The organism is Aeromicrobium flavum (assembly GCF_007992115.1).
In the GTDB taxonomy this organism is placed as follows: domain Bacteria; phylum Actinomycetota; class Actinomycetes; order Propionibacteriales; family Nocardioidaceae; genus Aeromicrobium; species Aeromicrobium flavum.
Window position 1 is genome coordinate 26406 of sequence record NZ_BJZQ01000004.1, and the last position, 26178, is coordinate 52583.

A 26178-nucleotide genomic window follows, 5' to 3' on the forward strand; every position below is an offset into this window, starting at 1 on the left:
GGCCCAGCCTAGGGCGCGCCGTTCACGCCTCCTTGCGGACGCTCTCCTCCAGGTCGCCCACGACGACGTTGCGATCGTCGGTGCGGAACAGCTCCGAGCAGGTGACGAGGGTGACGACGGCCTCGGTGGCCTCCTTGCCGCCGGCCTCCGGGTCGGGCACGGGCCACAGCGGCCACGAGGTCGTGAATGGGACCCGGACCTCGTCGCCGTCCTGCCGCAGCCGGTAGGTGTGGACGTGCGTGCGGGTCTCGACGACGATCCGGTCGCCGGCCTCCAGCTCGAGGAACCGGCGGAACGGCTCGCCGTGGGTGATGCGGTGTCCCGACAGCACGAGGTTGCCGACCTTGCCAGGCAGCGCGCTGTCGGGGTCGCGCCCGACTCCGCGCGCCAGGGTGGCGTCGTCGTCACCGTCGAGGATCGGCACCTCGAAGTCCTTGCCGAAGCGGGGCACCCGCAGCAGCCCGCGGCCGTCGACGTCGCGGTCCTTCGACTCGGGCGCCTCCCACGCGTCGACGATCTCGCCGCGGATCCGCTCGTGCTCACGCTGGGCGACGATGTTCGTGCCCCAGTACTGCCACCCGACCCAGCCCAGCACCCCGACGCCCGACAGCACGAGGACCAGCCCCACGATCAGCAGGAAACGGGACCCGCGGGCACGGGTGGAGGACTCCGACATGCCTCCATTGTGAGGTGCTCGTCCACCCCTTCCGAAAGAAGTTGAAAATGTGACGAGCGTCTTGCCCGTTTTCACTTCCGTCCCATCGGGGCGCATGTATGCTGAAGAGGCAGGTGCGGGAACTCCTCGGAGCGCCCCTTCTGCCGTCGGTCCGCCGTTTCACCCCCCGAGAACGGCGGGCCGACCTTTTTCTCCCCCCAGCCTCCGCCGCCGCGCGACGTTATCGTCGTGGCGTGAAACAGCACAGCGCGCGACTCGACGGCCTCGGTGTCACGATCTTCGCCGAGATGGCGCAGCTGGCGGTCACGACGGGCGCGGTCAACCTCGGTCAGGGATTCCCCGACGAGGACGGGCCGGAGGAGATCCGCGAGGCCGCCCGCCGCGCGATCACCGCGGGCCACAACCAGTACGCGCCCGGCACCGGCATCCCCGCGCTGCGCGAGGCGATCGCGCGCCACCAGTGGCGCTTCCACGGCCTCGAGGTCGATCCCGACACCGAGGTCGTCGTCACGACCGGCGCGACCGAGGCGATCGCGGCCGCCGTGCTGGGTCTGGTCGATCCCGGGGACGACGTCCTTGTGCTCGAGCCCTACTACGACTCGTACCGGGCCGTCATCCAGATGGCCGGCGGGCGGCACCGGCCCGTCACGCTGCGCGCCCCGGACTTCCGGCTGCCGGTCGACGAGCTGCGGGCCGCCGTCACCCCGCGGACGACAGCCATCGTCCTCAACACGCCGCACAACCCGACCGGCTCGGTGCTGACGCCGGACGAGCTGTCCGCCGTCGCCGCGATCGCGATCGAGCACGAACTCGTGGTGATCAGCGACGAGGTCTACGAGCACCTGACGTTCGGGCGCCCGCACGTGCCGATCGCGACACTGCCGGGGATGGCCGAGCGCACGCTGACCATCAGCAGCGCCGGCAAGACGTTCTCGTTCACCGGGTGGAAGGTGGGCTGGGCCACCGGGCCCGCGCACCTGGTCTCGGCGCTGTTCGGCGCGAAGCAGTTCCTCAGCTACACCTCGGGCACGCCGTTCCAGCACGCCGTGGCCGAGGCGCTGGACCTGCCCGACTCCTTCTACTCCTCGTTCGCCGACGGCCTGCGGCGCAAGCGCGACCTGCTGTGCGCGGGCTTGGGCGACGTCGGCCTGGGCGTCTTCGTGCCCGAGGGGACCTACTTCGCCACCACCGACGTCGCGCCGCTGGGGTTCGCCGACGGACTGGAGTTCTGTCGCGCGCTGCCCCAGCGGGTCGGCGTCGTGGCGATCCCGCACCAGGTCTTCCACGACGACCGGCCCGACGGGTCGAATCCCGGCCGCACCCTCGTGCGCTGGGCGTTCTGCAAGCGGGACGAGGTGCTGGAGGAGGCGCTCGCGCGGCTCCGCCGGCTCACCGACCCCGTCTGATCACAACTGCAACTCATGTTTGCATGTGTCACAGGTCACCCCTAGAGTCCACGGAAGTGCACTTTCGGAGGGGGACTCTCGTGGGGCGAACGGTCAAGGCGCTGCTGGTGGCGTTGCTGGGTTCAGTGGTGGTGGTCGCCGGCGGGACGGGCGCGGCCACGGCGGAGTCGGGATGGTGGGTGCCGACGTCGACGCCCAGCCCCGAGTCGGAGGTCAACGCCACGGGCGAGCCGCGGCGCGGCACCACCCCCGACGGCGACGTGTCGGGCTACATCGACGCCCACACCCACATGTTCATGGACCTCGGGATGGGCGGGAACGCGGTCTGCGGCTCCACGTTCAGCGAGAAGGGCATCGCGGACGCGCTCAAGGACTGCGACCGGCACGGCGTCTCGATCCTCGAGAACCTGACGAACGAGGCCGCGGGCCGCGGCATCCTCGACCGGCACGACACCGTGGGCTGGCCGACCTTCAAGGACTGGCCGACCTACTCCTCCTTCACCCACCAGCAGATGTACTACAAGTGGGTCGAGCGGGCCTGGCGCGGCGGCCAGCGCGTGATGGTCAACGACATGGTGTCCAACCCGGGCCTGTGCCCGATCCTCGGCATCGTCGCCGGCCCCAACAAGTACAGCTGCGACGACATGGACACCGTGCGCCGCCAGATCCAGGCCACCTACGACCTGCAGGACTTCGTCGATCGCCAGTACGGCGGCGCCGGCAAGGGCTGGTACCGCGTCGTGAAGACGCCCGAGCAGGCGCGCCAGGTCGTCGCGGACGGCAAGCTTGCCGTCGTGCTCGGCGTCGAGGTGTCCGAGCCGTTCGGCTGCAAGCAGGTGCTCGGTGCACCGCAGTGCACGAAGGCCGACATCGACGCCGGACTCGACGAGCTGAAGGGCAAGGGCGTGGCCAGCATGTTCCTGTGCCACAAGTTCGACAACGCGCTGTGCGGCGTGCGGTACGACGAGAGCACGGCCGGGCTGCTGGTCAACGCGGGCCAGTTCCTGACGACCGGCACGTGGTGGAACCCCAAGACGTGCAAGGAGGGCGAGATCGCCGACAACACCGTCATCGGTGGCGTCCTGCCCAGCCAGATCGCCAGCGTGCCGGGCCTGCCGGCGGTGCTGCCGCTCTACCCGAAGGGTCCGCACTGCAACCCGCGCGGCCTGACCGAGCTGGGCGAGTACGCCCTGCGCGGGATGATCAAGCGCAACATGATCGTCGAGCTCGACCACATGAGCGCCAAGGCCGCCGGTCGCGCCCTCGACGTCCTCGAGGCCGAGGCCTATCCCGGCGCCGTGTCGAGCCACGACTGGATGGCCGAGCCGTACATGGACCGGTTGTACGCCTTGGGCGGCTTCGCGACGCAGTACGGTCACACGGCCACGGAGTTCGCCGACCAGTGGCGCGAGACCAAGCCCCTGCGCGACAAGTACGGCGTCGCCTACGGCTACGGCACCGACATGAACGGCTTCGGCGGCACCGCGTCACCGCCGAGCGATGCCGCCAAGATCTCGTACCCGTTCACCGGTCGCGACGGCACGGTCTTCGACCGTCAGGTCACCGGCGAGCGGACGTGGGACTACAACGCCGAGGGCGTCCCCCACTACGGGCTGGTGCCGGACTGGATCGAGAGCCTGCGCGTGCTGGCGGGGTCCGCGATCGTCGACGACCTGGCGGCCGGCTCGGAGTCGTACCTGCGCACGTGGGGCGCGACGACGGCGTTCGCTCCGGGAGCCAACCTCGCGCGCGACGCCATCGCCTCGGCCAGCTCGGTCGAGCGGAACCTGCTGACCGACCTGCGTCCGGGACGCGCGATCGACGGCAAGGCCTCGACCCGCTGGGCCAGCCGGTGGGGACAGGACGACGCTTGGCTCCAGGTCGAGTTCCTGTCGGCGCGCCCGGTGCGCAAGGTGACCATCGAGTGGGAGAAGGCGTACGCCCGGCAGTACCGGGTGCAGACCTCGCTCGACGGGAAGACCTGGCGTGACGTCGACGTCGTGGGTACCGGCAACGGCGGCCTCGACACCGTCACCCTCGACCGGCCCGTGTCGGCCCGGTTCGTGCGGATGCAGGGCGTCGAGCGCGCCACGAGCTACGGCTACTCGATCAAGGAGCTCGGCGTCTTCAGCTGAGCCCGGACGAAGACCGCCCCAGCCTCTCGATGGTGGCTGGGGCGGTTCGCGCCGGTGCTGCTCCGGCTCCACTTCGGCCGAAGCCCAGAAAGCGATGGCGTCAACCTACAGGTACCGGAGTGACCTCCCGGCGACAGGTCCCATCCGCCTCTTCAACCCCACTGGTCACACGCGGCCGGCGATGAAGGCGGTCGCACGATTGAGGTCGCCGTTGAACGCGTAGGCCAGGTGCGGCAGGAACCGGCCGTCCGGCGCGGGGTCGCACACGAGGTCCTTGGGCTGGCAGTAGCTGACGGACCGATCGGCGTACGGAGCCGGCAGCGACCGGTCCACCTTGCGCAGCGGGTCACCGAACAGCGCGATCGCTGCGATGTGGTCCGAGAGCTCGGTCGGCAGCGGCGACGGTGCGGGCATCGGGGCATTGGCCGTGCCGGTGAGGTCGACGCCCAGCGCGCCGTTGACGACCTGCGCGCCCTGGGAGTAGCCGACGAGCACCTGCTGCTCCTCCGGGCAGGCCGCGGCGCGCTCGGTCACCGTGGCCACCAGGTTCGTGATGCCGTTGGGCACGGAGTCGCGGCCGATGCTGGCCGGATAGTCCAGCGCCGTCGCCTTCGTGCCCGGCACCTTCGCTCGCACCTTGCCGACGAGGCCGTCGCCGATGATCCAGCCGAACGTCCCGGGCTCGCCGGTGCCCCGGACGACGATGACGTTGACGTCGGCACAGTCGTCGGCGGCGGTGGCAGGCGCCGCGGCCGCGGGTGTCGCCACCGTCGCGAGGGCCAACAGGCCTCCCGCCAGTGCACAGGTCGTGCGCAGGTTCCTCATGGACGTTCCTCTCCTCGGTTTCAGCCCGAGAACAGGAGGCGATCGGGTCACGTCCCGCCGGAACCGTAGCGTGGAAGGAAGGCACGCCGAGAGCCCTCCGCCCAGGATGCGGGACGGGCCTCAGCCGCGGACGCGGCGGATCCGCTCCGCGAAGTCATCGAGCACGCTGAGGATCTCCGGGCTCTGCCACACCCTGTTCCGCTTGGCCGAAGCCGGTTGCACGAGGACTCCGCCCTTCTCGAGCGTCTCGATGGCGCGGAGGGCGGCGACGTCGGATATCCCGAGACTGCTCTGGATGTAGGCACTGTTGATGACGGGCTGCGCGATGAGTAGGTCGGCGACGTTCCATGCCGACGCGTCCGAACGCGCCTTGACGCGGTCGTTGAAGGACACGCGCACGTGCTTGAGCTCGTCGACCAGCCTGCGCCCGGCCCCGACCGCGAAGATGGTCGCCGCATTGAAGCGCTCGACGATCGGCGCGACATCACCTCTTCGATAGGCGCCGAGCGCCTCGAAGTACGAACCGGTGTTGACGAGAAGGCCGGACGAGACCGGCACGGTGATGCGCTTTGAGAGTCCTCGATGAGCGAACATCGCATGCACGAGCGCTCGGCCAGTCCTTCCGTTGCCGTCGGAGAACGGGTGGATCGTCTCGAACTGGGCATGGGTGATCGCCACCTGCGCCACGGCCGGCAGGTCGTCCCGGTTGGCGAAGTCGACCAGATCCGCGATGGCCGATTCAACGTGTTCGTGATGAGGCGGGACGAAGTCGGCGCGGTGTGGCCCAGCATCGGACCCTCCGATCCACACCTGCTGGTCACGCCACCGGCCGGCGCGCTGCGGCTGCGAATCGCCCAGGAGTGCGAGGTGCATGGCGAGGATGCTCCCCTGGTCGATCGATTCCGAGAGCCTCAGCGCGGCCTCCATGGCATGCACGTTGCCGCGGACGAGCCGGGCGTTGACGTTCGCGTGCTCGCCCAGTTCGGCCAACGCGATCTGGCGTGCGCCCGCGGTGAGGTTCTCGATCTGGGAGGACGAAGCCGATTCGGTGCGCAACAAGATCGCGCTCATCGGTCCGATCTCGGAGAGACCGGCTGCGGACGTGCCGAAGGTCGCCCCCACGTGCTCATCGAACCGAGCGGCCTCGCGGGCGGCCTCCTCGGACTCTGCCAGCAGCGAGGCCGGCAAGGGCGGGTCGAGCGTGGCGATCCGCGGAACCACGGCCGCCTCGTAGGGCCCGGCATGCTTCCGCCGCTGGGTCCTGGAGACGTGACCGTCCTCGATCTCCCACGGTCGTTCTTCGAACGTCAGGGCAGGCCACGGCTGAGGCGGGGCGAACTCTGCATCAGTAGCCATGACTCCACCATACCGAACCTTAATGACATATCGTTCGGTTTGAGTCAGGACAACCGAACGATGCCGGGCTGATGGGAAGCATGGCCGATCGCGGGGTGGAGGCCGGGACCGAAGGGAAAAAGGCGGAGCCGCCTGTCAGAATCGAACTGACGACCTTCTCATTACGAGTGAGATGCTCTACCGACTGAGCTAAGGCGGCGCGATCCGGCGAGGATCGCCCGCCGAACCAGAGTGGACTATACCCGGTACGGACACCGGACCGGAAACCCGGGCTCTGACCGTATGATCGGCGCGTGGACGAACCGACCCAGGCCGAGCTCGACGACATCCGTTCCAGCATCGACAACATCGATGCGGCGCTGGTCCATCTGCTGGCCGAGCGGTTCAAGTGCACCAAGCGCGTCGGTCGCCTCAAGGCCGAGCACGACCTGCCTCCCGCCGATCCCGACCGCGAGTCGCGTCAGATCGAGCGGCTGCGCGAGAAGGCCCTCGAGGCCGACCTCGATCCCGCGTTCGCGGAGAAGTTCCTGAACTTCATCATCAGCGAGGTCATCCGCCACCACGAGGCCATCCGCGACTGAGCGCTGGCAGTGACGTTCGCGGGGTGCCTCACGGCGTGTCGGCCCCGCAAACGTCACTGCCAGCGCTTCCGACGCTGCCCGCGGGTCACTTCTCGGCGCAGACCGTGCCGTCCTTCGGGACGGTGCCGTCGGTGAGGTAGGCGTCGACCGCGTCGCGGATGCACTCGTTGCCCGAGGTGTAGGCGGTGTGCCCGTCGCCCTCGCGGGTGAGCAGGACGCCGGTGTCCAGCTGCTCGGCCATCGCCTCCGACCACGCGTACGGCGTGGCCGGGTCGCGGGTGGTGCCCACGACTAGGATCGGCGGAGCGCCCTTCGCCGTGACGGCCTGCTGGGGTCGGGTGCCCTTGATCGGCCAGTCGTGGCAGGCCATGACGCCCCAGCCGAGCGACGCGCCGAACACCGGCGAGGCGTCGCGGAACCTCGGGATCAGCGCCTTCGTCTCGGCGGCGTCGGGAGCGTCGTCGGTGTCGAGGCAGTTGACGGCGTAGATCACCTGGCCGGAGTTGGTGGCGAACGACCCGTCCTGCTTGCGGTCGAAGTAGGTGTCGCTCAGCACCAGCATGATCTCGCCGTTGCCCTCGGTGAGCCCGCGCAGCGCACTGGTGAGGTACGGCCAGGACTCCTGCGAGTACAGCGCCATCGCCATGCCGTAGAACGCGCGGCCCTGGGTGAGCTCGCGACCGCCGCGGACCTTCAACGGCGTCTGGCTGAGCTGGTCCATCAGGCCCGTGATGCGGGTCATCGCCTCGTCGACCGAGTCACCGACGGGGCACTCGCCTCGGTCGACGCAGTACTCGAGGTAGGAGACGAGCGCCTGCTGGAAGCCCGTCGCCTGGCCGAGGCCCGACTCGGCCGCGTCGAGCGAGACGTCGACGGCCCCGTCGAGCACCATGCGCTCGACCTTGTCGGGGAAAAGCTCGGCATAGGTGGCGCCCAGCTGGGTGCCGTACGAGAAGCCGAACCACGTCATCTTGTCCTGGCCCAGGACGGCGCGGACCACGTCGTGGTCGCGGGCCGCCTCCTCGGTGGAGACGTGGGCGGCGAGCGCCCCGGAGTTCTCGCGGCAGGCCTCGCCCATCTCCTGCACCGAGCGGGTCAGCGCCGCGATGCCCGCGTCGTCGGCCGGGTCGGGATCGGTGTCGATGAACGCGTCGAAGCGGTCGTCGGACAGGCACTCGAGCGGCGTGCTCTCGCCGACGCCGCGGGGATCGACGCCCACGACGTCGTGACTGCGCCGCAGGCTGCCCGGCATCTCGGAGGCGAGGTAGCCCACGAACCCCTGGGCCGACCCGCCCGGGCCGCCCGGGTTGGCGAAGATCGCCGAGCCGCCGTCGCCGGTGGCCGGCACGCGACGCACCGCAAGCCGCAGCGTCTCGCCGTCGGGCTCGGCGTAGTCGACCGGCACCTCGATCGTGGTGCAGCGGTCGTCGCGGCAGTCGCGCCACGTGGGCTCCTGCTCGTAGAACCGCTCGAGGCCGGCCGGCGCCTTCTCGCCCGTCGGCTGGGGGTCGGGAGCCGAGCGGTCGACGAGGAAGAGCGCGCTGACAGCGCCGCCCACGAGGGCGATCACGAGCAGCGACACCAGCGCGACCACCGTGAAGCGCCTCACCCGAGGAACCTCGACATCATGTGCTCGAGCGCCAGCTGGGGTGCGGCGTTGGCCTGCAGGGCGTCGCGGCACGCCACGATCGCGTCGATCGAGGTCAGGGTGCCCTCCGCGGTGGTGCGAGCGGCCATGGCCGCGATGTCGGCGGCGACGTCGGCGTTGATCGGCGCGGCGCCGGTGCCCAGCTGCAGGGTCAGCACGTCGCGCTGGAACGACAGCAGGTCGAGCAGGACGCCGTCGATGGCGTCGCGGGCCATGCGCTTGCGGCGCCGCTCCTGCTCCTTCGTGAGGGACGACAGGGCACCGGCGTACCCGGCGGGGCGACGGCCCCGCTCCTCGACGCCCCAGGACGTCTGCAGGTTGGTGAGCTCGCGGGCGTCGAGCACGTCGCAGCGCTCCTTCGCACGGGCCGTGGCCTCCTGGTCGATGCGCTGGGCCGCCCGCAGGCAGTCGCCCAGGCCGCGCAGGCCGACCGGCAGCGCCAGGATCTCGGCACGGCGGCGGCGGGCGTCGGGATCACGCGCGAGTCCGCGGGCCCGGCCGATGTGGCCCTGGGCGGCCGCGGCGGCCTGACGGGCGACCTCCTGGTCGATCCCGTCGCGCTCGTGGAGGAGGCGCGCGATGGCGCCGGCGGGCGGGGTGCGCAGCAGCACCGGGCGGCAGCGCGAGCGGATCGTCATGATGACGTCCTCGACCGCGGGCGCGCACAGCAGCCAGACGGTGCCGGGGGCCGGCTCCTCGATCGCCTTGAGCAGCGCGTTGGCGGCCTGGTCGGTGAGGCGGTCGGCGTCCTCGACGACGAGGATCTGGTACCGCCCGAGCGACGGGTGCAGGGCCGCGCGGCGCACCGCGTCGCGGGCGGCGTCGACGCCGATGCTGAGGCCGTCGGTGTTGATGACCGCGATGTCGGGATGGCTGCCGGCGGCCGCCGTGACGCACGAGTGGCACTCGGCGCACCCGCCGCGCTCGCACTGCAGCGCGGTGGCGAACGCGATCGCCGCGTTGGACCGCCCCGAGCCGGGAGGACCGGTGAACAGCCACGCGTGGGTCATCTGGCCCGCGACCGCCGAGCCGAGCGTGGCGACGACGTCGTCCTGCCCGACCAGCTCGTCCCAGACCGGCGCGATCACGCCGCTCCCCCGCGTGCCTGCGGCAGCCAGGGCTCGACGGCGGCGCGGACCCGCGCGTGGATCGTCTCAGGATCCTCGCCGGCGTCGAGGACCACGTAGTGGTCGGGGTCGGCATCGGCGAGGTCGAGGAAGTGACGACGGACCCGGTCGTGGAACTCGACCGGCTCGCCCTCGATGCGGTCGGGCGCGCCCGCCCGGGACAAGCCGGTGCGCGGGTCGATGTCGAGCACCACCGTGAGGTGGGGCCGCAGGTCGGCCGTGGCCCAGCGCGCCAGCGGCTCGAGCTCGGCGACGTGCAGGGCACGGCCGGCACCCTGATAGGCGAGCGTGGAGTCGACGTAGCGGTCGGTGATCACGACGGAGCCGTCGGCCAGCGCGGGCAGGATCATCGTGTCGACGTGCTCGGCCTTGTCGGCGGCATAGATCAGCGCCTCGGTGCGGGGCGACAGGTCGCCGGTGGCCGGGTCGAGCAGGATCGAGCGCAGCAGCGATCCGACCCCGGTGCCGCCGGGCTCGCGCGTGAGGACCACGGGATGTCCGAGCGACTCCAGCCACTGCGCCAGCAGGCGGGACTGCGTGGACTTGCCCGAGCCCTCGCCCCCCTCGAACGCGACGAAGACGCCGACCTCGGTGACGAGGGGGTCGTCCGATGCATGCATGGGGCGAGCCTAGTCGGGCTGCCTGACACCGCCCCGACCACTCGCGGGCTACTCGGCCGAGGTCACCTCGGCGACGTCGTGGTCCGGGCCGAGCAGCAGCGCCTGCGCGAAGCCCGCGATGGCCGCACCGATCACCGGCGCCAGGATGAACACCCACACCTGCGCCAACGCGTCGGCCCCGGCGAACCAGGCCACGCCCAGCGACCGCGCCGGGTTCACCGAGGTGTTCGAGACCGGGATGCTGATCAGGTGGATCAGGGTGAGCGCCAGGCCGATCGAGAGGCCGGCGAAGCCCACGGCCGCACGCTTGGCGGTCGCGCCCAGGATCACGAACAGGAACACCGCCGTGAGCACGATCTCGATGACGACGACCGAGGCGAGGTTGTAGCCCATCGGCGAGCGGTCGCCGTAGCCGTTCGTGGCGAAGCCGGTCGCGACCGGGTCGAAGCCGCCCTCGATGCCCTTGGCGATGACCAGCAGCACGGCACCGGCGACGGAGGCGCCCACGACCTGGGCGACGACGTAGCCCGGCAGGTCCTTCCAGGCGAACCGCTTCGCGACCGCGAGCCCGACCGACACGGCGGGGTTGAAGTGGCCGCCCGAGACGTGGCCGAAGGCGTAGGCACCGGTCAGGACCGTGAGGCCGAACGCGAACGCGACGCCGAGCCAGCCGACGCCCACCGCCATCTGGGCGTCGACGGGGATGGCGGTGGCGGCGAAGATCGCCGTGCCACAGCCGCCGAACACCAGCCAGAACGTGCCGAGCGCCTCGGCCGCCAGCCGCTGGACCATCGTGTACGTGGGTGGCTCGATCATGACGACTCCCGGGTGTGAGGTTGCCTGACACCGTAGGGGAGATCGAGCCGCCCGACGAGGGTCGCGAGCCCGGGCGGACGTCAGGACTTCTTGGCGGGAGCCTTCTTCGTGGTCTTCTTCGCGGCCGCCTTCTTCGCCGTCGACTTCTTGGCGGGCGCCTTCTTGGAGGTCTTCTTCGCGCCCTTCTTGGCGGGGCCCTTCGCGCGGCGCTCGGCCAGCAGCTCGACGGCCCGCTCGTGCGTCAGCGTCGCGAGATCGTCGTCCTTGCGCAGCGTGGCGTTGTACTCACCGTCGGTGACGTAGTCGCCGAAGCGGCCGCTCTTCGCGACGATCGGCTTGCCGCTCGTGGGGTCCTCGCCGAACTCCTTGAGCGGAGCGGCCGCGGCCCGGCGGCCGTAGGTCTTGGGCTGGGCGTAGATCGCCAGCGCCTCCTCCTCGGTGATCGTCAACAACTGCTCCTCGGACTCCAGCGAGCGCGAGTCGGTGCCCTTCTTCAGGTACGGGCCGTAGCGACCGTTCTGGGCGGTGATCTCCTGGCCCTCAGCGTCCTGGCCGACGACGCGCGGGAGGGTCAGCAGGCGCACCGCGTCATCGAGGCCGATCGAGTCGAGGTCCATCGACTTGAACAGGCTCGCCGTGCGCGGCTTGGCGTTCTTCTTGGCGTCCTCGGGCAGCGTCTCGGTGACGTAGGGGCCGTAGCGGCCGTTCTTCGCCACGACCTCGAGGCCGGTCTCGGGGTGGGTGCCGAGCACCTTCTCCAGGCCGGCCGGCGTGGCCAGCAGCTCCTTGGCCTTCTCGAGGGTGAGCTCGTCGGGCGGCAGGTCCTCGGGCACGTTGGCGCGGGTGGGCACCTCGGCGCCGTCCTTGCCGGCGACCATCGGCGGGCCCTCGACGTAGGGACCGTAGCGGCCGACGCGGACGGCGATGTCGTCGCCGAGCTCGAACGTGGCGAGGCCGCGCGCGTCGATCTCGGGGAGGTTGTCGACGAGCTTCTTGAGGCCGGTGTCCTTCTCGTTCTCGCCGGACCAGAAGCCCTCGAGGACGGCGACCCGGTTCTCGCGGCCGTGCGAGATCTCGTCGAGCACGCCCTCGAGCTCGGCGGTGAACTCGTACTGCACGAGCCGCGGGAAGTGCTGCTCCATCAGGCGGATGACGCTGAAGGCCACCCAGGCCGGCACGAGAGCCGTGCCCTTCTTGTAGACGTACCCGCGGTTCTGGATCGTGTTGACGATCGAGGCGTAGGTGGAGGGACGACCGATCTCGCGGTCCTCCAGCTCCTTGATCAGGCTGGCCTCGGTGTAGCGCGCCGGCGGCTTGGTCTGGTGGCCGGCGGCCGCCAGCTCGACGGCGGTGACGCTGTCGCCCTCGGAGAGGTTCGGCAGCTTGGTCTGCTGGTCGTCGCCCTCGGCGTCGTCGCCCTCGGTGGCCTCGACGTACGCCTTGAGGAAGCCGTGGAACGTGATGGTGCGGCCGGAGGCGCTGAACTCGACGTCCTCGCCCGAGCCGGCGGCGGCGCCGATGCGGATCGACACCGAGTTGCCCTTGGCGTCGGCCATCTGCGACGCGACGGTGCGCTTCCAGATCAGCTCGTAGAGCTTGAGCTCGTCGCCGGACAGCCCGGTCTCGCGCGGCGTGCGGAACGACTCGCCGGCGGGACGGATGGCCTCGTGCGCCTCCTGGGCGTTCTTGACCTTGGAGGAGTAGACGCGCGGCTTGTCGGGCAGGTAGTCGGGGCCGTAGAGCTCCTTGACCTGGGCCCGCGCGGCGGTCAGCGCCGTCTGCGACAGCGTGACCGAGTCGGTGCGCATGTAGGTGATGTAGCCGCCCTCGTACAGCTTCTGGGCGATCGACATCGTGCGCTGGGCGCCGAAGCCGTGCTTGCGCGAGCCCTCCTGCTGCAGGGTCGTCGTGCGGAACGGCGCGTACGGGCGGCGCGTGTAGGGCTTGGACTCGACCGAGCGGACGGCGAACTCACGACCCTCGAGGGCCGTCGCGAGCGCCCGGGCACCGGACTCGTCCAGGTGCACCACGTTGCCCTTGAGCGTGCCGGTGCTGTCGAAGTTCGAGCCGGAGGCGACGCGCTTGCCGTCGATCGTCGAGAGCTTCGCGGGGAACCGCGAGGGCTCCAGGTCGCAGCCGAAGGTGGCCTCGAGGTCCCAGTAGTCGGCCGAGCGGAAGGCGATCCGGTCGCGCTCGCGCTCGACGACGAGGCGGGTGGCGACGGACTGGACGCGGCCCGCGGACAGGCCGCTCATGACCTTCTTCCACAGCACCGGGCTGATCTCGTAGCCGTAGAGGCGGTCGAGGATGCGGCGGGTCTCCTGCGCGTCGACGAGGTCCTGGTCGATGTCGCGGGGGTTGGCGATCGCGCGCTGGATCGCCTCCTTGGTGATCTCGTTGAACGCGATCCGCTTGACCGGCACCTTCGGCTTGAGCTCGTCGAAGAGGTGCCACGCGATGGCCTCGCCCTCGCGGTCCTCATCCGTCGCCAGGACGAGCTCGTCGGCGTCCTTCAGCAGCCGCTTGAGCTCGGTGATCTGCTTCTTCTTGTCGGCCGGGACGACGTAGACCGGCTCGAAGCCGTTGTCGACGTCGACGCCCAGGCGCGCCCAGGACTCGCCCTTGTACTTGGCGGGGATCTGGTCGGCGCCCTGCGGGAGGTCGCGGATGTGGCCGACGGAGGAGGACACGACGTAGCCGTCGCCCAGGTAGGCGGCGATGCTGCGCACCTTGTTGGGCGACTCGACGATCACGAGTGATGTCACGTTGGGGTTCCTCCGAGCAGGCCAGATGGGGACGTACGGCCGATGGAGGCCCACCGTAGCGCCTCAGGTCAACCATTTTCCCCACCGGTGTCGGTCATGGGAGAATCGTGCGAGTGGAGAAGGTGACCTACGCCCAGGTGCTTCGGGCCCCGGGAACCATCCCGCTCTACCTGGCCGCGTTCCTCGCCAGAATCCCGATGATGGCCCTGCCGCTGGTGCTCACGCTGCTCGTGGTGGAGGGCCTGGACGGCTCCTACGCCGAGGCCGGACTGGCCGCCGCGGCCGAGACCGTCGGCGCCGCGATCGGCGCCCCGTGGCGTGGCCGGCTCATCGACCGGCTGGGCGTGCGTCGGGCGATGCTGCCGTCGATCGCGGCCCTGTTCGTGGTCTACCCGCTGGCGGTCATGGCGACGTACGCCTGGCTGTTGCCGCTCGCCTTCGTCGCCGGGCTCTTCCTCGCCCCGGTCCACTCGATCGTGCGCGTCTCCCTGGCCGCGACGCTGCCGCAGTCGCACCACCGCAGCGCCTTCGCCCTCGACTCCGTCGCGTCGGAGGCCTCCTTCATCATCGGCCCCGCGGCGGCCGGCGCCCTGGTCGTGGCCGCGTCGCCGCAGGTCGCGCTGCTGGCCGTGGCCGGCACCGTGTCGGTCGGCCTCGCGATCCTGTGGGCGCTCGACCCGCCGACCCGCAGCGTGGACGCGCCCGCGAGCACCCGGGTGCCCGGGTTCGGCTGGGTCACTCGCGACATGGTCTTCCTGTTCCTCATCTCCGGCGGCGCGATGATCGCGCTGATGGCGACCGACCTCGGGATCATCGCCTCGCTGCGCGAGCTCGACGCGATCGGTCTCGTCGGCGTGGTCTACCTCGGCTGGGGCCTGTCGTCGCTCGTCGGCGGACTGGTCTACGGCGCTCGTCCCGCGTCGATCCGGCCCACCTACCTCCTGCTGGCGATGGGCGCGCTGACGATCCCGATCGGCGTCGCGCACACCCCGTGGGTGCTGGCCCTGGCGTGCATCCCGGCCGGCCTGCTCTGCGCGCCGATCATGACCGCGTGCACCGAGTGGATCGCCCGGCTGAGCAAGGAGTCGGTGCGCGGCGAGGCGATGGGCTGGCAGGCCACCGCGTTCACCGTCGGCGGGGCGATCGCCGCGCCGCTCATCGGTGTCGCGATCGACCGCGGCGGCGCGGCAACGGGCTTCGCGGTCGGCGGCGGGGCCGCTTTGCTGATCGCCGTGCTGGCGCTCGTGGGTCAGCGGCGGCCGGTCCCGGTCACGCGGGACTGAGCTCGAGGAAGCCGTCGGCGACGAGCTCGGCGATCGCCGGCTCGTACGTGCGGCGCAGCTCGGCCGCGTCCTGCTCGAGCAGCTGGGCCAGCGCGTCGAGGAGCTGGCCGGCGGTCAGGTCGCCGTCGCTCGCCGAGAGCAGGCCGGCCTCGATCGTGTCGAGCTGGCGCGTGGGCCGGAGGCCGGACATCCGCACCGCGCGGATCACGGCGGGATCCGTGGCCCCGACCGGGCCGACGGTCTCCTGCACGACGTCGCCGCCCACCTGCCACCGACGGTCGAGCAGGCCGCCCGCCGCGGCGGCGTCGGCGCGGTCGCGCCACGCGAGGAACTCGGGGCCCACGGGCTGGGCGACGGGTCCGGTCCACTCCTGCAGGCGCACCTGCGGGACGTCCCGCTCGGCCTTGCGCAGGGTGATCCAGCCGAACCCCATCGCCTCGATCCGCTGCTGCTCGAACCACGAGAGCCAGCGGTCGTAGCGCTCGACGTGGCCGTCGCGATGCCGCAGCCCGGCGTCGGCCAGCCACATCTCGGCGTACTCCGGCAGGTCGACGCGCTCGCGCTGGACCACCCAGGCGTCCAGGCCCGTCGGCTCGATCCATCCGGCGAGGCGCTCCTGCCACGGCACGCCGTCCTCGTGGATCCACGCGGCGAGCAGCTGGCACCAGCCGCCGTCGTTGAGGTGGCGGTCGGCGCCCGAGACGATGCGGCGCACCACGTCGTCGCCGGGGAGGCCGGTCTCGCGGTAGACCAGCCGGTCGCCCTCGGGCGGCGAGACGACGAAGGGCGGGTTCGTGCAGATCAGGTCGAAGCGCTCGCCCTCGACGGGCTCGAACAGGCTGCCCTCGCGCACGTCGACGTCCACCCCGTTGAGCGCGGCGGTGAGGCGGGTCAGGGCGACGGCGCGCGGGTTGACGTCGGTGGCGACGACCTCGCGGGCATGGGACGTCAGGTGCAGCGCTTGGACCCCGCAGCCGGTGCCGAGGTCGAGGGCGCGGCCGACCGGGGGCCGCACCGTGAGCTGGGCGAGCGACGACGACGCCTCACTGATCCCCAGCACGTACAGCGGGTCGCGCGGGTTCTCGCGACCGTCGAGGCCCGGCGTGAGATCGCAGACGACCCACCAGTCGTGCTCCTCGTCGCCGTAGGGACGCAGGTCGAGCAGGGCGCGGACGTCGTCGCCGTCGACCCCCACCAACCCGAGGGACTGCGCCGCCTCCCAGGCATCGCCCAAGGCGGCCTGCGCGGCCGACCGCGGCACGGCCGACTGGAGCTGGAACAGGCGGATGAGGGTGGAGAGCGGGGAGCCGTCGGCCGTCGCGCGGAGGCCGGGCACGGTCTCGTTGCGTGCCAGCGCACGCCAGGCCTCGTCGCCGAGCACCCCGTGGACGGTGTCGACGGTGAACCCGTCGATCGCCCGTCGCAGTGCGGCGACGTCCCGGTCGGACACGGTCAGTGGACCAGCTCGTCGATCGAGGTGTGCAGGCCGAAGACCTTGTCCAGGCCGGTGATCGCGAAGATCCGCAGCAGCCGCTCGCTCGTGCAGATGATGTCGAGCGAGCCGTTGTCGGCGCGGACGCGCTTGAGCGCGCCCACGAGCACACCGAGGCCGGTGGAGTCGAGGAACGCCACGTTCTCGATGTCGATCACGAGCCGGGTGTGTCCGTCGTCGATCGCACCGACGACGACCTCGCGCAGGCGCGGAGCGGTGTAGACGTCGATCTCCCCCGCGACCTCGACCACGTGGAACGGCGGCGACTCACGTTCGGTGAGCGTCAGGTCCATGACCGCATTCAATCATCCGTCACCCCGTGTTCCCACTCGAAGACCGTGCGCCACGCCGTCAGGGCGGTGAGGGAGACTTCCAGCATGGCGTTGCACCCGGCTCTCGCGCGTCACGCCGAGCGACTGGTGCACGTGCAGCACCACCCCGCGGTCGAGCCGGTCGTCGAGACGTGGCCCGACTGGATCGACCCCGAGGTGCGCGCGCTCTTCGCCGCCGAGGGCGCCGACGTGCTGTGGGGCCACCAGGCCGAGGCGCTGGCCGCCCTGCACGAACGCCGCCACGTCGTGGTGGCCACCGGCACGGCCTCGGGCAAGTCGCTCGTCTACCAGGCGGCCGCGCTGCAGGCCCTGCGCGACGGGCGGGGCGGCTCCGGACTGTCCGGCGCCCGGCGGCCCTCCGTGCTCTACCTCGCGCCCACCAAGGCCCTCGCCGCCGACCAGCTGCGCCGCCTGCCCGTCGACGCCCCCGGTCTGCGACCGGCCACCGTCGACGGCGACAACAGCCGCGAGCAGCGGGCGTGGGCGCGCGACCACGCGAACTGGGTGCTGGCCAACCCCGACATCCTGCACCGCACGATCCTGCCGACGCACGAGCGCTGGGCCCGGCTGCTGGCGGGCCTGCGGGTGGTGGTGATCGACGAGTGCCACCACTACCGCGGGGTCTTCGGCGCCCACGTCGCGCTCATCCTGCGCCGCCTGCAGCGGGTGTGCCGCCACTACGGCGCCGACCCGCTCTTCGTGCTCTCGTCAGCCACGGTGGCCGAGCCTGCCGCCTCGGCCGAGCGGCTCCTGGGCGCGCCGGTCACCGCCGTGACGGAGGACGCCTCGCCGCACGCTGCCCGCACCGTCGCGTTCTGGCAGCCGCCGCTGCGCGCCAGCCGTGACGGCGTCGAGGTCCGCCGTGCGGCCGGCTCCGAGGCCGCCGACCTGCTCACCGACCTCGTCGTCGACGGCACCCGGACCCTGGTGTTCGTTCGCTCGCGCCGCGGGGCCGAGCAGCTGGCGATGACCACCCGGCGGGCGCTGGCCGAGGTGCACCCCGACCTGGTCGAGCGCGTCGCGACCTACCGCGGCGGCTACCTGCCCGAGGAGCGGCGCGAGCTCGAGGCGCGGCTGCGGTCGGGCGACCTGCTCGGACTGGCCAGCACCAACGCGCTCGAGCTCGGCATCGACATCGCGGGCCTCGACGCGGTCGTGTCCGTGGGATTCCCCGGCACGCGCGCGGCCCTCTGGCAGCAGTGGGGCCGCGCCGGGCGGGCCGGCGTCGACAGCGTGGGCGTGATGATCGCCCGCGACGACCCGCTCGACTCCTTCCTCGTGCACCATCCCGAGGCCGTGCTCGGCGCACCGGTCGAGGCCACGGTCTTCGACCCCGACAACCCCTACGTGCTGGGTCCGCACCTGGCGGCGGCCGCGCAGGAGCTGCCGCTCACCGAGGCGGACTTCGACCGGTTCGGCCCGCGGGCGGCCGAGGGAGTGGCCGCCCTCGAGGCCGCCGGGATGCTGCGCCGCCGGGCGTCCGGCTGGTTCTGGACCAGCCGCGAGCGGGCCGCCGACCTGGCCGACATCCGATCCGCCGGTGGCCACCCCGTGCAGATCGTCGAGGGCAGCACGGGCCGGCTGGTCGGCACCGTCGACGCCGGGTCGGCGGACGCCGAGGTGCACGAGGGCGCCATCTACGTCCACCGCGGCGAGGACCACCTCGTCGAGGCCTACGACCCCGAGCAGGGCACGGCGGTCGTCCGCCGTGCGGACGTCCACCACACGACGAGCGCCCGCACGGCCACGGCGGTGACGATCGTCGAGCAGCGACGCGAGGTCGCGTGGGGTCCGGCGACGATCGCGTTCGGCGACGTCGAGGTGGTCAGCCAGGTGATCGGCTACCAGGTCCGCGACCGCAGCACGGGTCGCGTCATCGGCGAGGAGCCGCTCGACCTGCCCGAACGCACGCTGCCCACGGCCGCGGTGTGGTGGACGCTCGACACCGACGTCGCCCTCGGGCTCATGGACCCCGAGCTGCTGCCCGGCGCCGCCCACGCCGCCGAGCACGCGGCGATCGGCATCCTGCCCCTGCTGGCCACGTGCGACCGGTGGGACATCGGCGGGCTGTCCACGGCCCATCACGTCGACACCGGACGGCTCACCGTGTTCGTGCACGACGGCCACCGCGGGGGTGCCGGATTCGCCGAGCGCGGCTACGAGCAGATGGCCGCCTGGCTGCGCATGACCCGGCAGACGATCGCCGACTGCGGGTGCCGCGACGGGTGTCCCTCGTGCGTCGTGTCGCCCAAGTGCGGCAACGGCAACCACCCGCTCGACAAGGCCGGCGCCGTCGTGCTGCTGGACGCGGTGCTGGCCTCGGCCTGAGTCCCTCGGCGGCTGGCAGCGGTTGGGAACCCATGCAAGAGTGGACAAGTTTGCACACTGACCACACCTGTCACACGATGGAGGACTTCATGGCCACCGGCCGCGAGCGACCAGCCGACGACCACCTGACCGAACCCACCTCACACCCGGTCACGGAGACGCGGCTCGACCGTGCCGTCTTCGCCATCGCGGCCGTCGTGGCCCTGGGCGTGGTGCTGTGGGGCATCGTCGACCAGGCCTCGCTCGGCGACCGCGCCGGACAGGCCCAGTCCTGGGTGATCGAGTACACGGGCTGGCTCTTCGTGCTGTCGACCACCGGCTTCGTGATCTTCGCGATCTGGCTGGCCGCGAGCCGCTACGGCAAGATCCCCCTCGGGCGTGACGGCGAGCGGCCCGAGTTCCGGACGTCGTCGTGGATCGCGATGATGTTCAGCGCGGGCATGGGCATCGGCCTGATGTTCTGGGGTGTCGCCGAGCCGCTGACCTTCTACCTCGCCCCGCCGCCGAACACGACCGACCCGGCCACCGACGCCGCGGTCCAGGCCGCCATGGCCCAGACGCTGTTCCACTGGACCCTGCACCCGTGGGCCGTCTACGCCGTCGTGGGCCTCGCGATCGGCTACGGCACCTTCCGGCTCGGCCGGCCCCAGCTGATCTCGGCGGCGTTCGTCAAGGTGATCGGTCGGCGCCAGGCGCAGGGACCGATCGGCAAGGCCATCGACATCATGGCCATCTTCGCCACGCTGTTCGGCTCGGCCGCGTCGCTGGGCCTGGGCGCGCTGCAGATCGGTGCCGGGATCGAGCACAACGGTTGGGTCGACTCGGCCAGCGAGACGCTCCTGGTCTCGATCATCGTCGTCCTCACGGTGCTGTTCATCCTCTCGGCCGTGTCGGGCGTCGCCCGGGGCATCCAGTGGCTGTCCAACATCAACATGGTGCTGGCGCTGCTGCTGGCGGCGTTCGTGTTCGTCGCCGGCCCGACGCTGATGATGCTGAACCTGATCCCCACCGCGATCGCCGACTACGTCGAGTACCTGCCGCAGATGGTCGGCCGCACCACCGCTCGCGGCGAGGACGTCACCGACTGGCTCGGCGGCTGGACGATCTTCTACTGGGCCTGGTGGGTCTCGTGGACGCCGTTCGTCGGCATGTTCATCGCGCGCATCAGCAAGGGCCGCACGATCCGTCAGTTCGTCACCGGTGTGCTGCTCGTGCCGAGCGCGGTCAGCCTGCTGTGGTTCGTCATCTTCGGTGGCGCCGGCATCAGCGAGGCCGACGCGATCAGCGGCGGCGAGTCGTCGGTGGACTCGAACTACGCACTGTTCGACCTGCTGCAGCAGTACCCGATCGCGTCGGTCACGACCGTGCTGGTGATGGTCCTCGTCGGCATCTTCTTCGTCTCGGGCGCCGACGCGGCCTCGCTCGTGATGGGCACCCTGTCGCAGCGCGGATCGATCGAGCCCAAGACCTGGCTCGTGATCTTCTGGGGCGGCGTCACCGGCGCCGTCGCGGCGATCATGCTGCTCATCGCCGACCCGGGCGACCCGGTCGCGCTGCAGGGCCTGCAGGCACTGACCATCGTCGCTTCCCTGCCGTTCCTGCTGATCATGGTGCTGCTGTGCGTGTCGCTGTACCGCGACCTGCGCACCGACCCGATCATCCTGCGCGAGGACCTCGGCCAGAGTCTCGTCGAGGACGCGGTCATGCTCGGCGTCGACCGCCACGGTGAGGACTTCGCCCTCGTCGTGGAGGAGAGCGCCACCGGTGGGACGACGACGGTCGTCACCGCGGCAACGTCCGTCGACGACTGAGTCCGGGCGCCCCGGCCGGGTCCTCACTCGAGGTACCAGGCCGGGGCGGCACGGGCGCGCTGTTCGGACGCCCACCGGCCGATCGTCCACCGCGGGCCCACCGCCCGCACCGTGACGGTGGCGACGTCGGCGTCCATCCGGCACTCGGCGAGCCGGGCGCCGTTGCGTCGAGCCAGGCGGCGGGCCTCGGCGCAGGCGTCCTCGCCCTCGACGCTGGCCCGGGACGCCGCGAGTGCCGTCAGGTCGGCTGCGGCCGCCGCCCGCTGACGCAACGACACGGCGAACGCCGCCTGCAGACAGATGAACGCCACCAGGCAGGTCAGTGCCACGACCGCGAGCGCGTGGACCGTCGCGGACCCGCGAGCACCGCGCCTCACTCGACCACCGCCACCGACCGGCCCTCGAGGTCGAGGTGGACGGCGTCGAGGAGCGGCATCCGCGCCCGGAACCGGACCGTGACCCGGGCGAGCCCGTCGTCGACCTCGACCCTCACCCTGGACCCGGGCACCGCCGCGCGAGCGGCGCGACGGGCGTCACCCGCCCCCTCCCCTCGGGCCAGCACGCGAGCACCGTCGCGCGCCGCGTCGGCCACCCGCATCTGGGTGAGCCCCAGGGACACGACCCAGACGAGCGTGAAGGCCACGAGGACCACGAACGGCAGCACCATCGCCGTCTCGGCGGTGACCATGCCGCGCTCGGTGCGCCTCACCACGGCCACCGGAACAGCTCGGGCAGCGTGAGCGAGAACGCCCGCGTCACGTGTTCGACGAGGAACTCGCCGATCCAGTCGGACACGACGGGCTCGGGCCCGATGAGGATCCCCGCGATCGCCGTGACGCCCACGGTCGCCCCGACGGCGTACTCGGCCGTCACCTGACCGCGCTCGCACCGGCGCGGCGTCGTCCTTGCGTGCATGTCTCCTCCTCGGGGAGTGGCTCGCGCGGCGACCGTTCTCGGCGGACGCCGCGCGAGCTCGGGGTCAGAACGGCAGCAGGTCGGGGATCTTGGTGATCAGGTCCTGCATCAGGTCGCCGAACCAGTCGGACTGCCCGATCTTCACGAGGACGCCGCCGATGGTGCAGGCGCCCAGGGTGCCGACGGCGTACTCGGCGGTGCTCATGCCGCGCTCGTCCGTCCGTGCGGCGCGACGGAGCAGTGCGGTGGTGATCTTCATGAGGTGTTCCTCTCTCCGGATGATGTGACACCCGAAGATGGGGCTCAGCGGCCTCGAGGTGCGGTGCGCATCCGGGGCTGGGGACAACCGGCACCGCTGGACACGGGCTGGGGAGAACTCAGAAGCCGGCCGACCCCAGGGCGGCGAGCACGGTGGGCGCGACCCCGACGAGGACGAACGCCGGCAACAGGCACAGCCCCATCGGCACGGTGGTGCGCACACCGACGCGCCCGACGCTCTCGCGTCGCGCTGCGCGCGCCCGCCGGCGCAGGTCGTCGGCGGTGTCGCGCACCAGCGGCACGATCGCGGCCCCGGACGTCTCGGCCCGGGCGAAGGCGCGTCCCACCGGCTCGAGGACATCGCCGTCGAGCGACCGCCACGCCATCGCGGGGTCCGCCGCCAGCCTCACGCGGTGGGCCAGCGCGATCAGCTCCTCCCCCAGGGGCGCCGGCGTGTGGAGGGCCACCACCCGCACCGCGTCGTGGGGCGAGCGCCCCGCAGCCAGGACGGCCGCGACGAGGTCGAGCGCCAGCGGCGCCTGCCGGACGAGCAGCTCACGGTGCCGCCGCGACCCGGCCGACTCCCAGCCGGCGGCCTGCCGGTGCACCAGGGGCGCCGCCGCGAGCCCGGCCACCAGGCCCACGGGACCGAACAGCAGCAGCGACAGCAGGGGCACCGAGAGGGCAGCGACGGCGGGCAGCCCGGGCCGGGGCACCGTCCCGCCGCCGCGCAGCCGCGTGGCCCGTCGACCGGCCGCGCCGGGGAGTGCGACGAGGATGGCGGCCGCCACCAACAGGCCCGCGGTCACACGCCCGCCTCGACGCGGTCGGCGATGAGCTCGATCCAGCGCATCCCGACGAGAGCGAAACCGGTCCCCGCGGCCACGCAGAGCGCACCGGGCACCGTCGTGAGGACGACCTCCACGGGGTCGACCCCGAGCCCGGAGCCCAGGCCGAGCCCGAGTGGTGGCATGGCCACCATCAGAGCGGCCGTGGCCCGCGCGGGCGCCACGCCGGCGGCCAGCTCACGCTCGAGCTCGCGCTCCTCGCGCAGGGCCTCGCGCACCCGCTCGAGGGTCGCGACCAGCGGGGCACCGCACGCCTCCGACACCGCCCATGCCTGCCCCACGGACCGCAACGGCTCGGCTCCGGGACGGCCGCCCTCCGCCATCAGGGCGGAGGCCACGTCACCGCCACCACCCGCCGCGGTGGCCGCCGACGCGAGCGCCCCCGACTCGGCAGCCGCTCGCTGCAGCGCCAGGACGGGCGGGACGCCACTGCGCAGCTCGGTGACGAGTCCGTCGATCACGGCCTGGCACCGGTCGCGCTCCACGGTCCGGCGCCGGCGGGAGGCCGCCCGGGTCCAGCGCAGAGCCGTACTCGCCGCGATCGCCGACGCGGCCCACGCCACGATCGTGGGCGCCGGAGGGAGCACCAGCAGGCTGGCGACCAGTGCCGAGGCGATCACCAGCCAGAGCTCGCGGCGCCCCGGCCGCGGCCAGGCGGCCCCGGACACACGGATCCTCACCCACGACGACGGCGGTCTCCCCACCAGGACCGCAGCGGCCGCCAGCACCGCGGCCAGGAGGCTCACGCGTCGACGACCCGACCGCGGCGCACGACCAGCCGCGACCGCACGACCAGGCGACCACCGGGCTCTGCGGCGACGTCGGCGACGGCTGCGACCTCCCGGCGCCCGTCGGCGTGACGGACCACGTGGACGACGGCGTCGAGCCCCGCACCCACCTGCGCCTGCACCGCGTCGCGGCTGAGCCCGGCCGCGACGCCGAGCGCCTCGAGCCGTGCCGGGACGTCGTCCGGGGCGTTCGCGTGGACGGTGCCGCACCCGCCCTCGTGACCGGTGTTGAGCGCGGCGAGCAGGTCGACCACCTCGGCCCCGCGCACCTCGCCGACGACGATGCGGTCGGGGCGCATCCGCAGCGCCTGGCGGACGAGGTCCCGCAACGTGACCGTGCCGGCACCCTCGATGTTCGGCGGCCGTGCGACCAGCCCGACGACGTGCTGGTGGTCGGGTCGCAGCTCGTCGGAGTCCTCCACGACCACGATCCGCTCCTCCGCCGGGACGAGTCCCAGCAGGGCCGCCAGGACGGTCGTCTTGCCCGAGCCCGTGCCCCCGGTAACGAGGAAGCTGCGCCGGGACGCGACGAGCTCGCGCAACGCCGTCGCCATGGCCGGCGCGACCGATCCGCGCTGCTCGAGCTCGTCCAGCGACAGAGCCCGGCGGGGCGGGACGCGCAGCGAGATGACCGTCCCCGTGCGCGCCACCGGCGAGAGCACGGCATGCAGCCGCGTGCCGTCACCGAGCCGGCCGTCGACCCACGGCGACGCGTCGTCGAGCCGGCGACCGGTGGTGGCCGCCAGACGCTGTGCCAGCCGCCGCACCGTGGCCTCGTCGGCGAAGGTCACGTCGGGCCGGCGGACGAGCCCGTCGCCGGCGTCCACGTAGACGCCCTCCGCCCCGTTGACCAGGACGTCCGTGACGCCCGGGAGCTCGAGCAGCGGCTGCAGCACGCCGGCGCCGAGCACCTCGCTCCTCAGCTGCTCGACGATGGCCAGCACCGTGGTGGTGCCCCACAACTGGTCCTCGGCCCGCAGGGCCTCGGCGACCGTGTGGGGCGTGGGCTCGGCGCCCGATCCCGCCAGTCGCCGGCGCACCCGCTCGACCACGTCGCCGTCCGTTCCGCTCATCGGAGGCCGACCGTGTCGAGGACCCGCCGGGCGGCCGCCACGACGGACCGGGCGCGCATCGGCCCCAGCCCGTGCTCGAGGTCGGCGGGCAGCCGCCGCGACGAGCCGATGTCGGCCAGCACCGGGAGCCCCAGCTCGCGACCCACCGCTGCCGGCGGCATCCCCGATGGTGCGGAGCGGGTGACGACCGCCATCGCGCTCGACCAGGCCTCGAGGCGCTCCGCCAGGGCCCGTGCCGCCACCACCCCGCGCAGGCGGCGCGGCACGACGAGCACCGTGAGGACCGAGCGCGACACCAACTCACGCCCGAGTCCGTCGAGGTGACGCGGGACGTCGGCCACGACGACGTCGAACCCCCGCATCGCCGCCGCGATCACCGGGGTCGCGCCTCCCACCGGCGTGCCGGACCGGCCGAACGAGACCAGGGCGAGGCCACGGTCGACGGGCAGGGTGGAGACGAGCTCGGCCGCGCCGACGTGGCCGACCGCGCCGTCCAGGTCGTTCCAGCGCGATCCGGTCGCCGCCTCGCTGCCGGTGAGGAGGTCGAGTCCGCCGCCGGTCGGGTCGCCGTCGATCAATACCGGCGCGAGGTCGCGCCGTGCCGCGAGACCGGCCGTCGCCGCCGCGAGCGTGGACGCACCGACGCCACCCGTCGCGCCCACGACGGTGATCGCACAGGCCTCGCCCGACCCGTCGAGCGCGCGCACGAGGGCCCCGACGATCGCGGCGTCCTCGGTGGCCGCCAGGACGTCACGGGCGCCGAGGTCGAGCGCCTCCCGCCACGCCACTCGCGGGTCGGGAGCCACGACGACCACCTCGTCGCGGCGCGGGAGGTCGACCGCCAGCAGCGACCCGAGGTGGCGCGCGTCGACGAGCACCGCTGGCGCGGACCGCCAGGCCCGCCGGACCCGGTCGAGGTCGGCGATGGTCTCGGCCTCGTGGCCCGCGGCGGCACACCAGCGCCGAGCGCTCTCGGCGAAGGACTCGTCGCTCGTGACGACGAGAGGCGGGGCGAGGTCTTCACGGTGGTCCATGCGCCCACCGTGCCCGCGGCCCCAGCGCGGCGACAGGGGTCGTCACCGGGGTGTGGACGAC

24 protein-coding genes and 1 tRNA gene are annotated in these 26178 nt (G+C 72.3%); 6 read left to right on the plus strand and 19 right to left on the minus strand.

Features of this window, described 5'->3' with window-relative positions:
* Positions 1-22: 22 nt before the first annotated feature.
* Positions 23-676 (minus strand): sortase domain-containing protein, encoded by a 654-nt coding sequence (locus AFL01nite_RS05670; protein WP_186813828.1) that lies wholly within the window; start codon positions 674-676, stop codon positions 23-25.
* Between the two features lie 233 nt (positions 677-909).
* Here AFL01nite_RS05670 and AFL01nite_RS05675 point away from each other — a divergent pair, with 233 nt between their 5' ends.
* Together AFL01nite_RS05675 and AFL01nite_RS05680 are read left to right on the plus strand one after the other, a co-directional pair.
* Positions 910-2082, plus strand: a complete 1173-nt coding sequence (locus tag AFL01nite_RS05675) for a pyridoxal phosphate-dependent aminotransferase (RefSeq protein ID WP_246119602.1) — start codon at positions 910-912, stop codon at positions 2080-2082.
* A gap of 80 nt (positions 2083-2162) precedes the next feature.
* Positions 2163-4217, plus strand: a complete 2055-nt coding sequence (locus AFL01nite_RS05680; RefSeq protein ID WP_222593406.1) for a discoidin domain-containing protein — start codon at positions 2163-2165, stop codon at positions 4215-4217.
* Positions 4218-4382: 165 nt separating this feature from the next.
* Here AFL01nite_RS05680 and AFL01nite_RS05685 read toward each other — a convergent pair whose 3' ends face one another.
* The 3 genes from AFL01nite_RS05685 to AFL01nite_RS05695 form a co-directional block, all read right to left on the minus strand.
* The gene (locus tag AFL01nite_RS05685) at positions 4383-5042 is read right to left on the minus strand and encodes a cutinase family protein (RefSeq protein WP_146826347.1); all 660 of its coding nucleotides are present in this window, start codon (positions 5040-5042) and stop codon (positions 4383-4385) included.
* Between the two features lie 120 nt (positions 5043-5162).
* Complete coding sequence (locus tag AFL01nite_RS05690; RefSeq protein WP_222593407.1) at positions 5163-6263, minus strand: Fic family protein; 1101 nt, start codon at positions 6261-6263, stop codon at positions 5163-5165.
* Positions 6264-6524: 261 nt separating this feature from the next.
* Positions 6525-6597 (minus strand) — tRNA-Thr (locus tag AFL01nite_RS05695).
* Positions 6598-6691: 94 nt separating this feature from the next.
* On the opposite strand from AFL01nite_RS05695, the gene AFL01nite_RS05700 reads away from it, so the two are divergent.
* Entirely contained in the window at positions 6692-6979 is a 288-nt protein-coding gene (locus AFL01nite_RS05700) for a chorismate mutase (RefSeq protein WP_146826351.1), read from the plus strand.
* Positions 6980-7064: 85 nt separating this feature from the next.
* Here AFL01nite_RS05700 and AFL01nite_RS05705 read toward each other — a convergent pair whose 3' ends face one another.
* From AFL01nite_RS05705 to topA, 5 genes are all read right to left on the minus strand, one after another.
* On the minus strand, positions 7065-8588 hold the full coding sequence (locus AFL01nite_RS05705) for an alpha/beta hydrolase (RefSeq protein WP_186813829.1): 1524 nt from the start codon (positions 8586-8588) through the stop codon (positions 7065-7067).
* Positions 8585-9715 carry a DNA polymerase III subunit delta' gene (locus AFL01nite_RS05710; RefSeq protein ID WP_146826356.1) on the minus strand — a complete coding sequence of 377 codons (1131 nt, stop codon included), beginning with the start codon at positions 9713-9715 and terminating at the stop codon, positions 8585-8587. Before AFL01nite_RS05710 ends, AFL01nite_RS05705 begins: the two co-directional genes overlap by 4 nt.
* Entirely contained in the window at positions 9712-10374 is a 663-nt protein-coding gene (tmk, locus tag AFL01nite_RS05715) for a dTMP kinase (RefSeq protein ID WP_146826358.1), read from the minus strand. The genes AFL01nite_RS05710 and tmk overlap by 4 nt, the downstream gene beginning before the upstream one ends.
* 48 nt (positions 10375-10422) lie before the next feature.
* Positions 10423-11190 (minus strand): aquaporin Z, encoded by a 768-nt coding sequence (aqpZ, locus tag AFL01nite_RS05720; protein WP_246119603.1) that lies wholly within the window; start codon positions 11188-11190, stop codon positions 10423-10425.
* A gap of 80 nt (positions 11191-11270) precedes the next feature.
* Positions 11271-13955, minus strand: a complete 2685-nt coding sequence (topA, locus tag AFL01nite_RS05725) for a type I DNA topoisomerase (RefSeq protein ID WP_146826360.1) — start codon at positions 13953-13955, stop codon at positions 11271-11273.
* A gap of 113 nt (positions 13956-14068) precedes the next feature.
* Between topA and AFL01nite_RS05730 the strand changes: the two genes are divergently transcribed.
* A complete protein-coding gene (locus tag AFL01nite_RS05730) occupies positions 14069-15238 on the plus strand; it encodes an MFS transporter (RefSeq protein WP_146826362.1) in 1170 nt (389 codons plus the stop codon).
* On the opposite strand, the gene AFL01nite_RS05735 is transcribed toward AFL01nite_RS05730, so the two are convergent.
* Positions 15225-16688: a DUF7059 domain-containing protein gene (locus AFL01nite_RS05735; RefSeq protein WP_146826364.1), complete on the minus strand. Its 1464-nt coding sequence runs from the start codon at positions 16686-16688 to the stop codon at positions 15225-15227. The two genes, AFL01nite_RS05730 and AFL01nite_RS05735, sit on opposite strands and share 14 nt — an antisense overlap.
* 2 nt (positions 16689-16690) lie before the next feature.
* Positions 16691-17023 (minus strand): STAS domain-containing protein, encoded by a 333-nt coding sequence (locus AFL01nite_RS05740; RefSeq protein ID WP_146826366.1) that lies wholly within the window; start codon positions 17021-17023, stop codon positions 16691-16693.
* Positions 17024-17107: 84 nt separating this feature from the next.
* Here AFL01nite_RS05740 and AFL01nite_RS05745 point away from each other — a divergent pair, with 84 nt between their 5' ends.
* Together AFL01nite_RS05745 and AFL01nite_RS05750 are read left to right on the plus strand one after the other, a co-directional pair.
* Positions 17108-19390, plus strand: a complete 2283-nt coding sequence (locus AFL01nite_RS05745; RefSeq protein WP_146826368.1) for a DEAD/DEAH box helicase — start codon at positions 17108-17110, stop codon at positions 19388-19390.
* An 89-nt stretch (positions 19391-19479) separates the two neighbouring features.
* Complete coding sequence (locus tag AFL01nite_RS05750; RefSeq protein ID WP_246119604.1) at positions 19480-21201, plus strand: BCCT family transporter; 1722 nt, start codon at positions 19480-19482, stop codon at positions 21199-21201.
* Between the two features lie 23 nt (positions 21202-21224).
* On the opposite strand, the gene AFL01nite_RS05755 is transcribed toward AFL01nite_RS05750, so the two are convergent.
* The 8 genes from AFL01nite_RS05755 to ssd form a co-directional block, all read right to left on the minus strand.
* Positions 21225-21578 carry an Rv3654c family TadE-like protein gene (locus AFL01nite_RS05755; RefSeq protein WP_146826372.1) on the minus strand — a complete coding sequence of 118 codons (354 nt, stop codon included), beginning with the start codon at positions 21576-21578 and terminating at the stop codon, positions 21225-21227.
* Entirely contained in the window at positions 21575-21910 is a 336-nt protein-coding gene (locus AFL01nite_RS05760) for a TadE family protein (protein WP_146826374.1), read from the minus strand. Before AFL01nite_RS05760 ends, AFL01nite_RS05755 begins: the two co-directional genes overlap by 4 nt.
* The gene (locus tag AFL01nite_RS05765; RefSeq protein WP_146826377.1) at positions 21907-22116 is read right to left on the minus strand and encodes a DUF4244 domain-containing protein; all 210 of its coding nucleotides are present in this window, start codon (positions 22114-22116) and stop codon (positions 21907-21909) included. The genes AFL01nite_RS05760 and AFL01nite_RS05765 overlap by 4 nt, the downstream gene beginning before the upstream one ends.
* Positions 22117-22180: 64 nt before the next feature.
* Positions 22181-22375 (minus strand): DUF4244 domain-containing protein, encoded by a 195-nt coding sequence (locus AFL01nite_RS05770; RefSeq protein ID WP_146826379.1) that lies wholly within the window; start codon positions 22373-22375, stop codon positions 22181-22183.
* Positions 22376-22493: 118 nt separating this feature from the next.
* On the minus strand, positions 22494-23183 hold the full coding sequence (locus AFL01nite_RS05775) for a type II secretion system F family protein (RefSeq protein WP_186813830.1): 690 nt from the start codon (positions 23181-23183) through the stop codon (positions 22494-22496).
* Entirely contained in the window at positions 23180-23968 is a 789-nt protein-coding gene (locus AFL01nite_RS05780) for a type II secretion system F family protein (protein ID WP_146826382.1), read from the minus strand. The genes AFL01nite_RS05775 and AFL01nite_RS05780 overlap by 4 nt, the downstream gene beginning before the upstream one ends.
* Entirely contained in the window at positions 23965-25083 is a 1119-nt protein-coding gene (locus tag AFL01nite_RS05785) for a TadA family conjugal transfer-associated ATPase (protein WP_146826384.1), read from the minus strand. Before AFL01nite_RS05785 ends, AFL01nite_RS05780 begins: the two co-directional genes overlap by 4 nt.
* Positions 25080-26117, minus strand: a complete 1038-nt coding sequence (gene ssd, locus AFL01nite_RS05790) for a septum site-determining protein Ssd (protein ID WP_146826385.1) — start codon at positions 26115-26117, stop codon at positions 25080-25082. The genes AFL01nite_RS05785 and ssd overlap by 4 nt, the downstream gene beginning before the upstream one ends.
* Between the last annotated feature and the right edge of the window lie 61 nt (positions 26118-26178).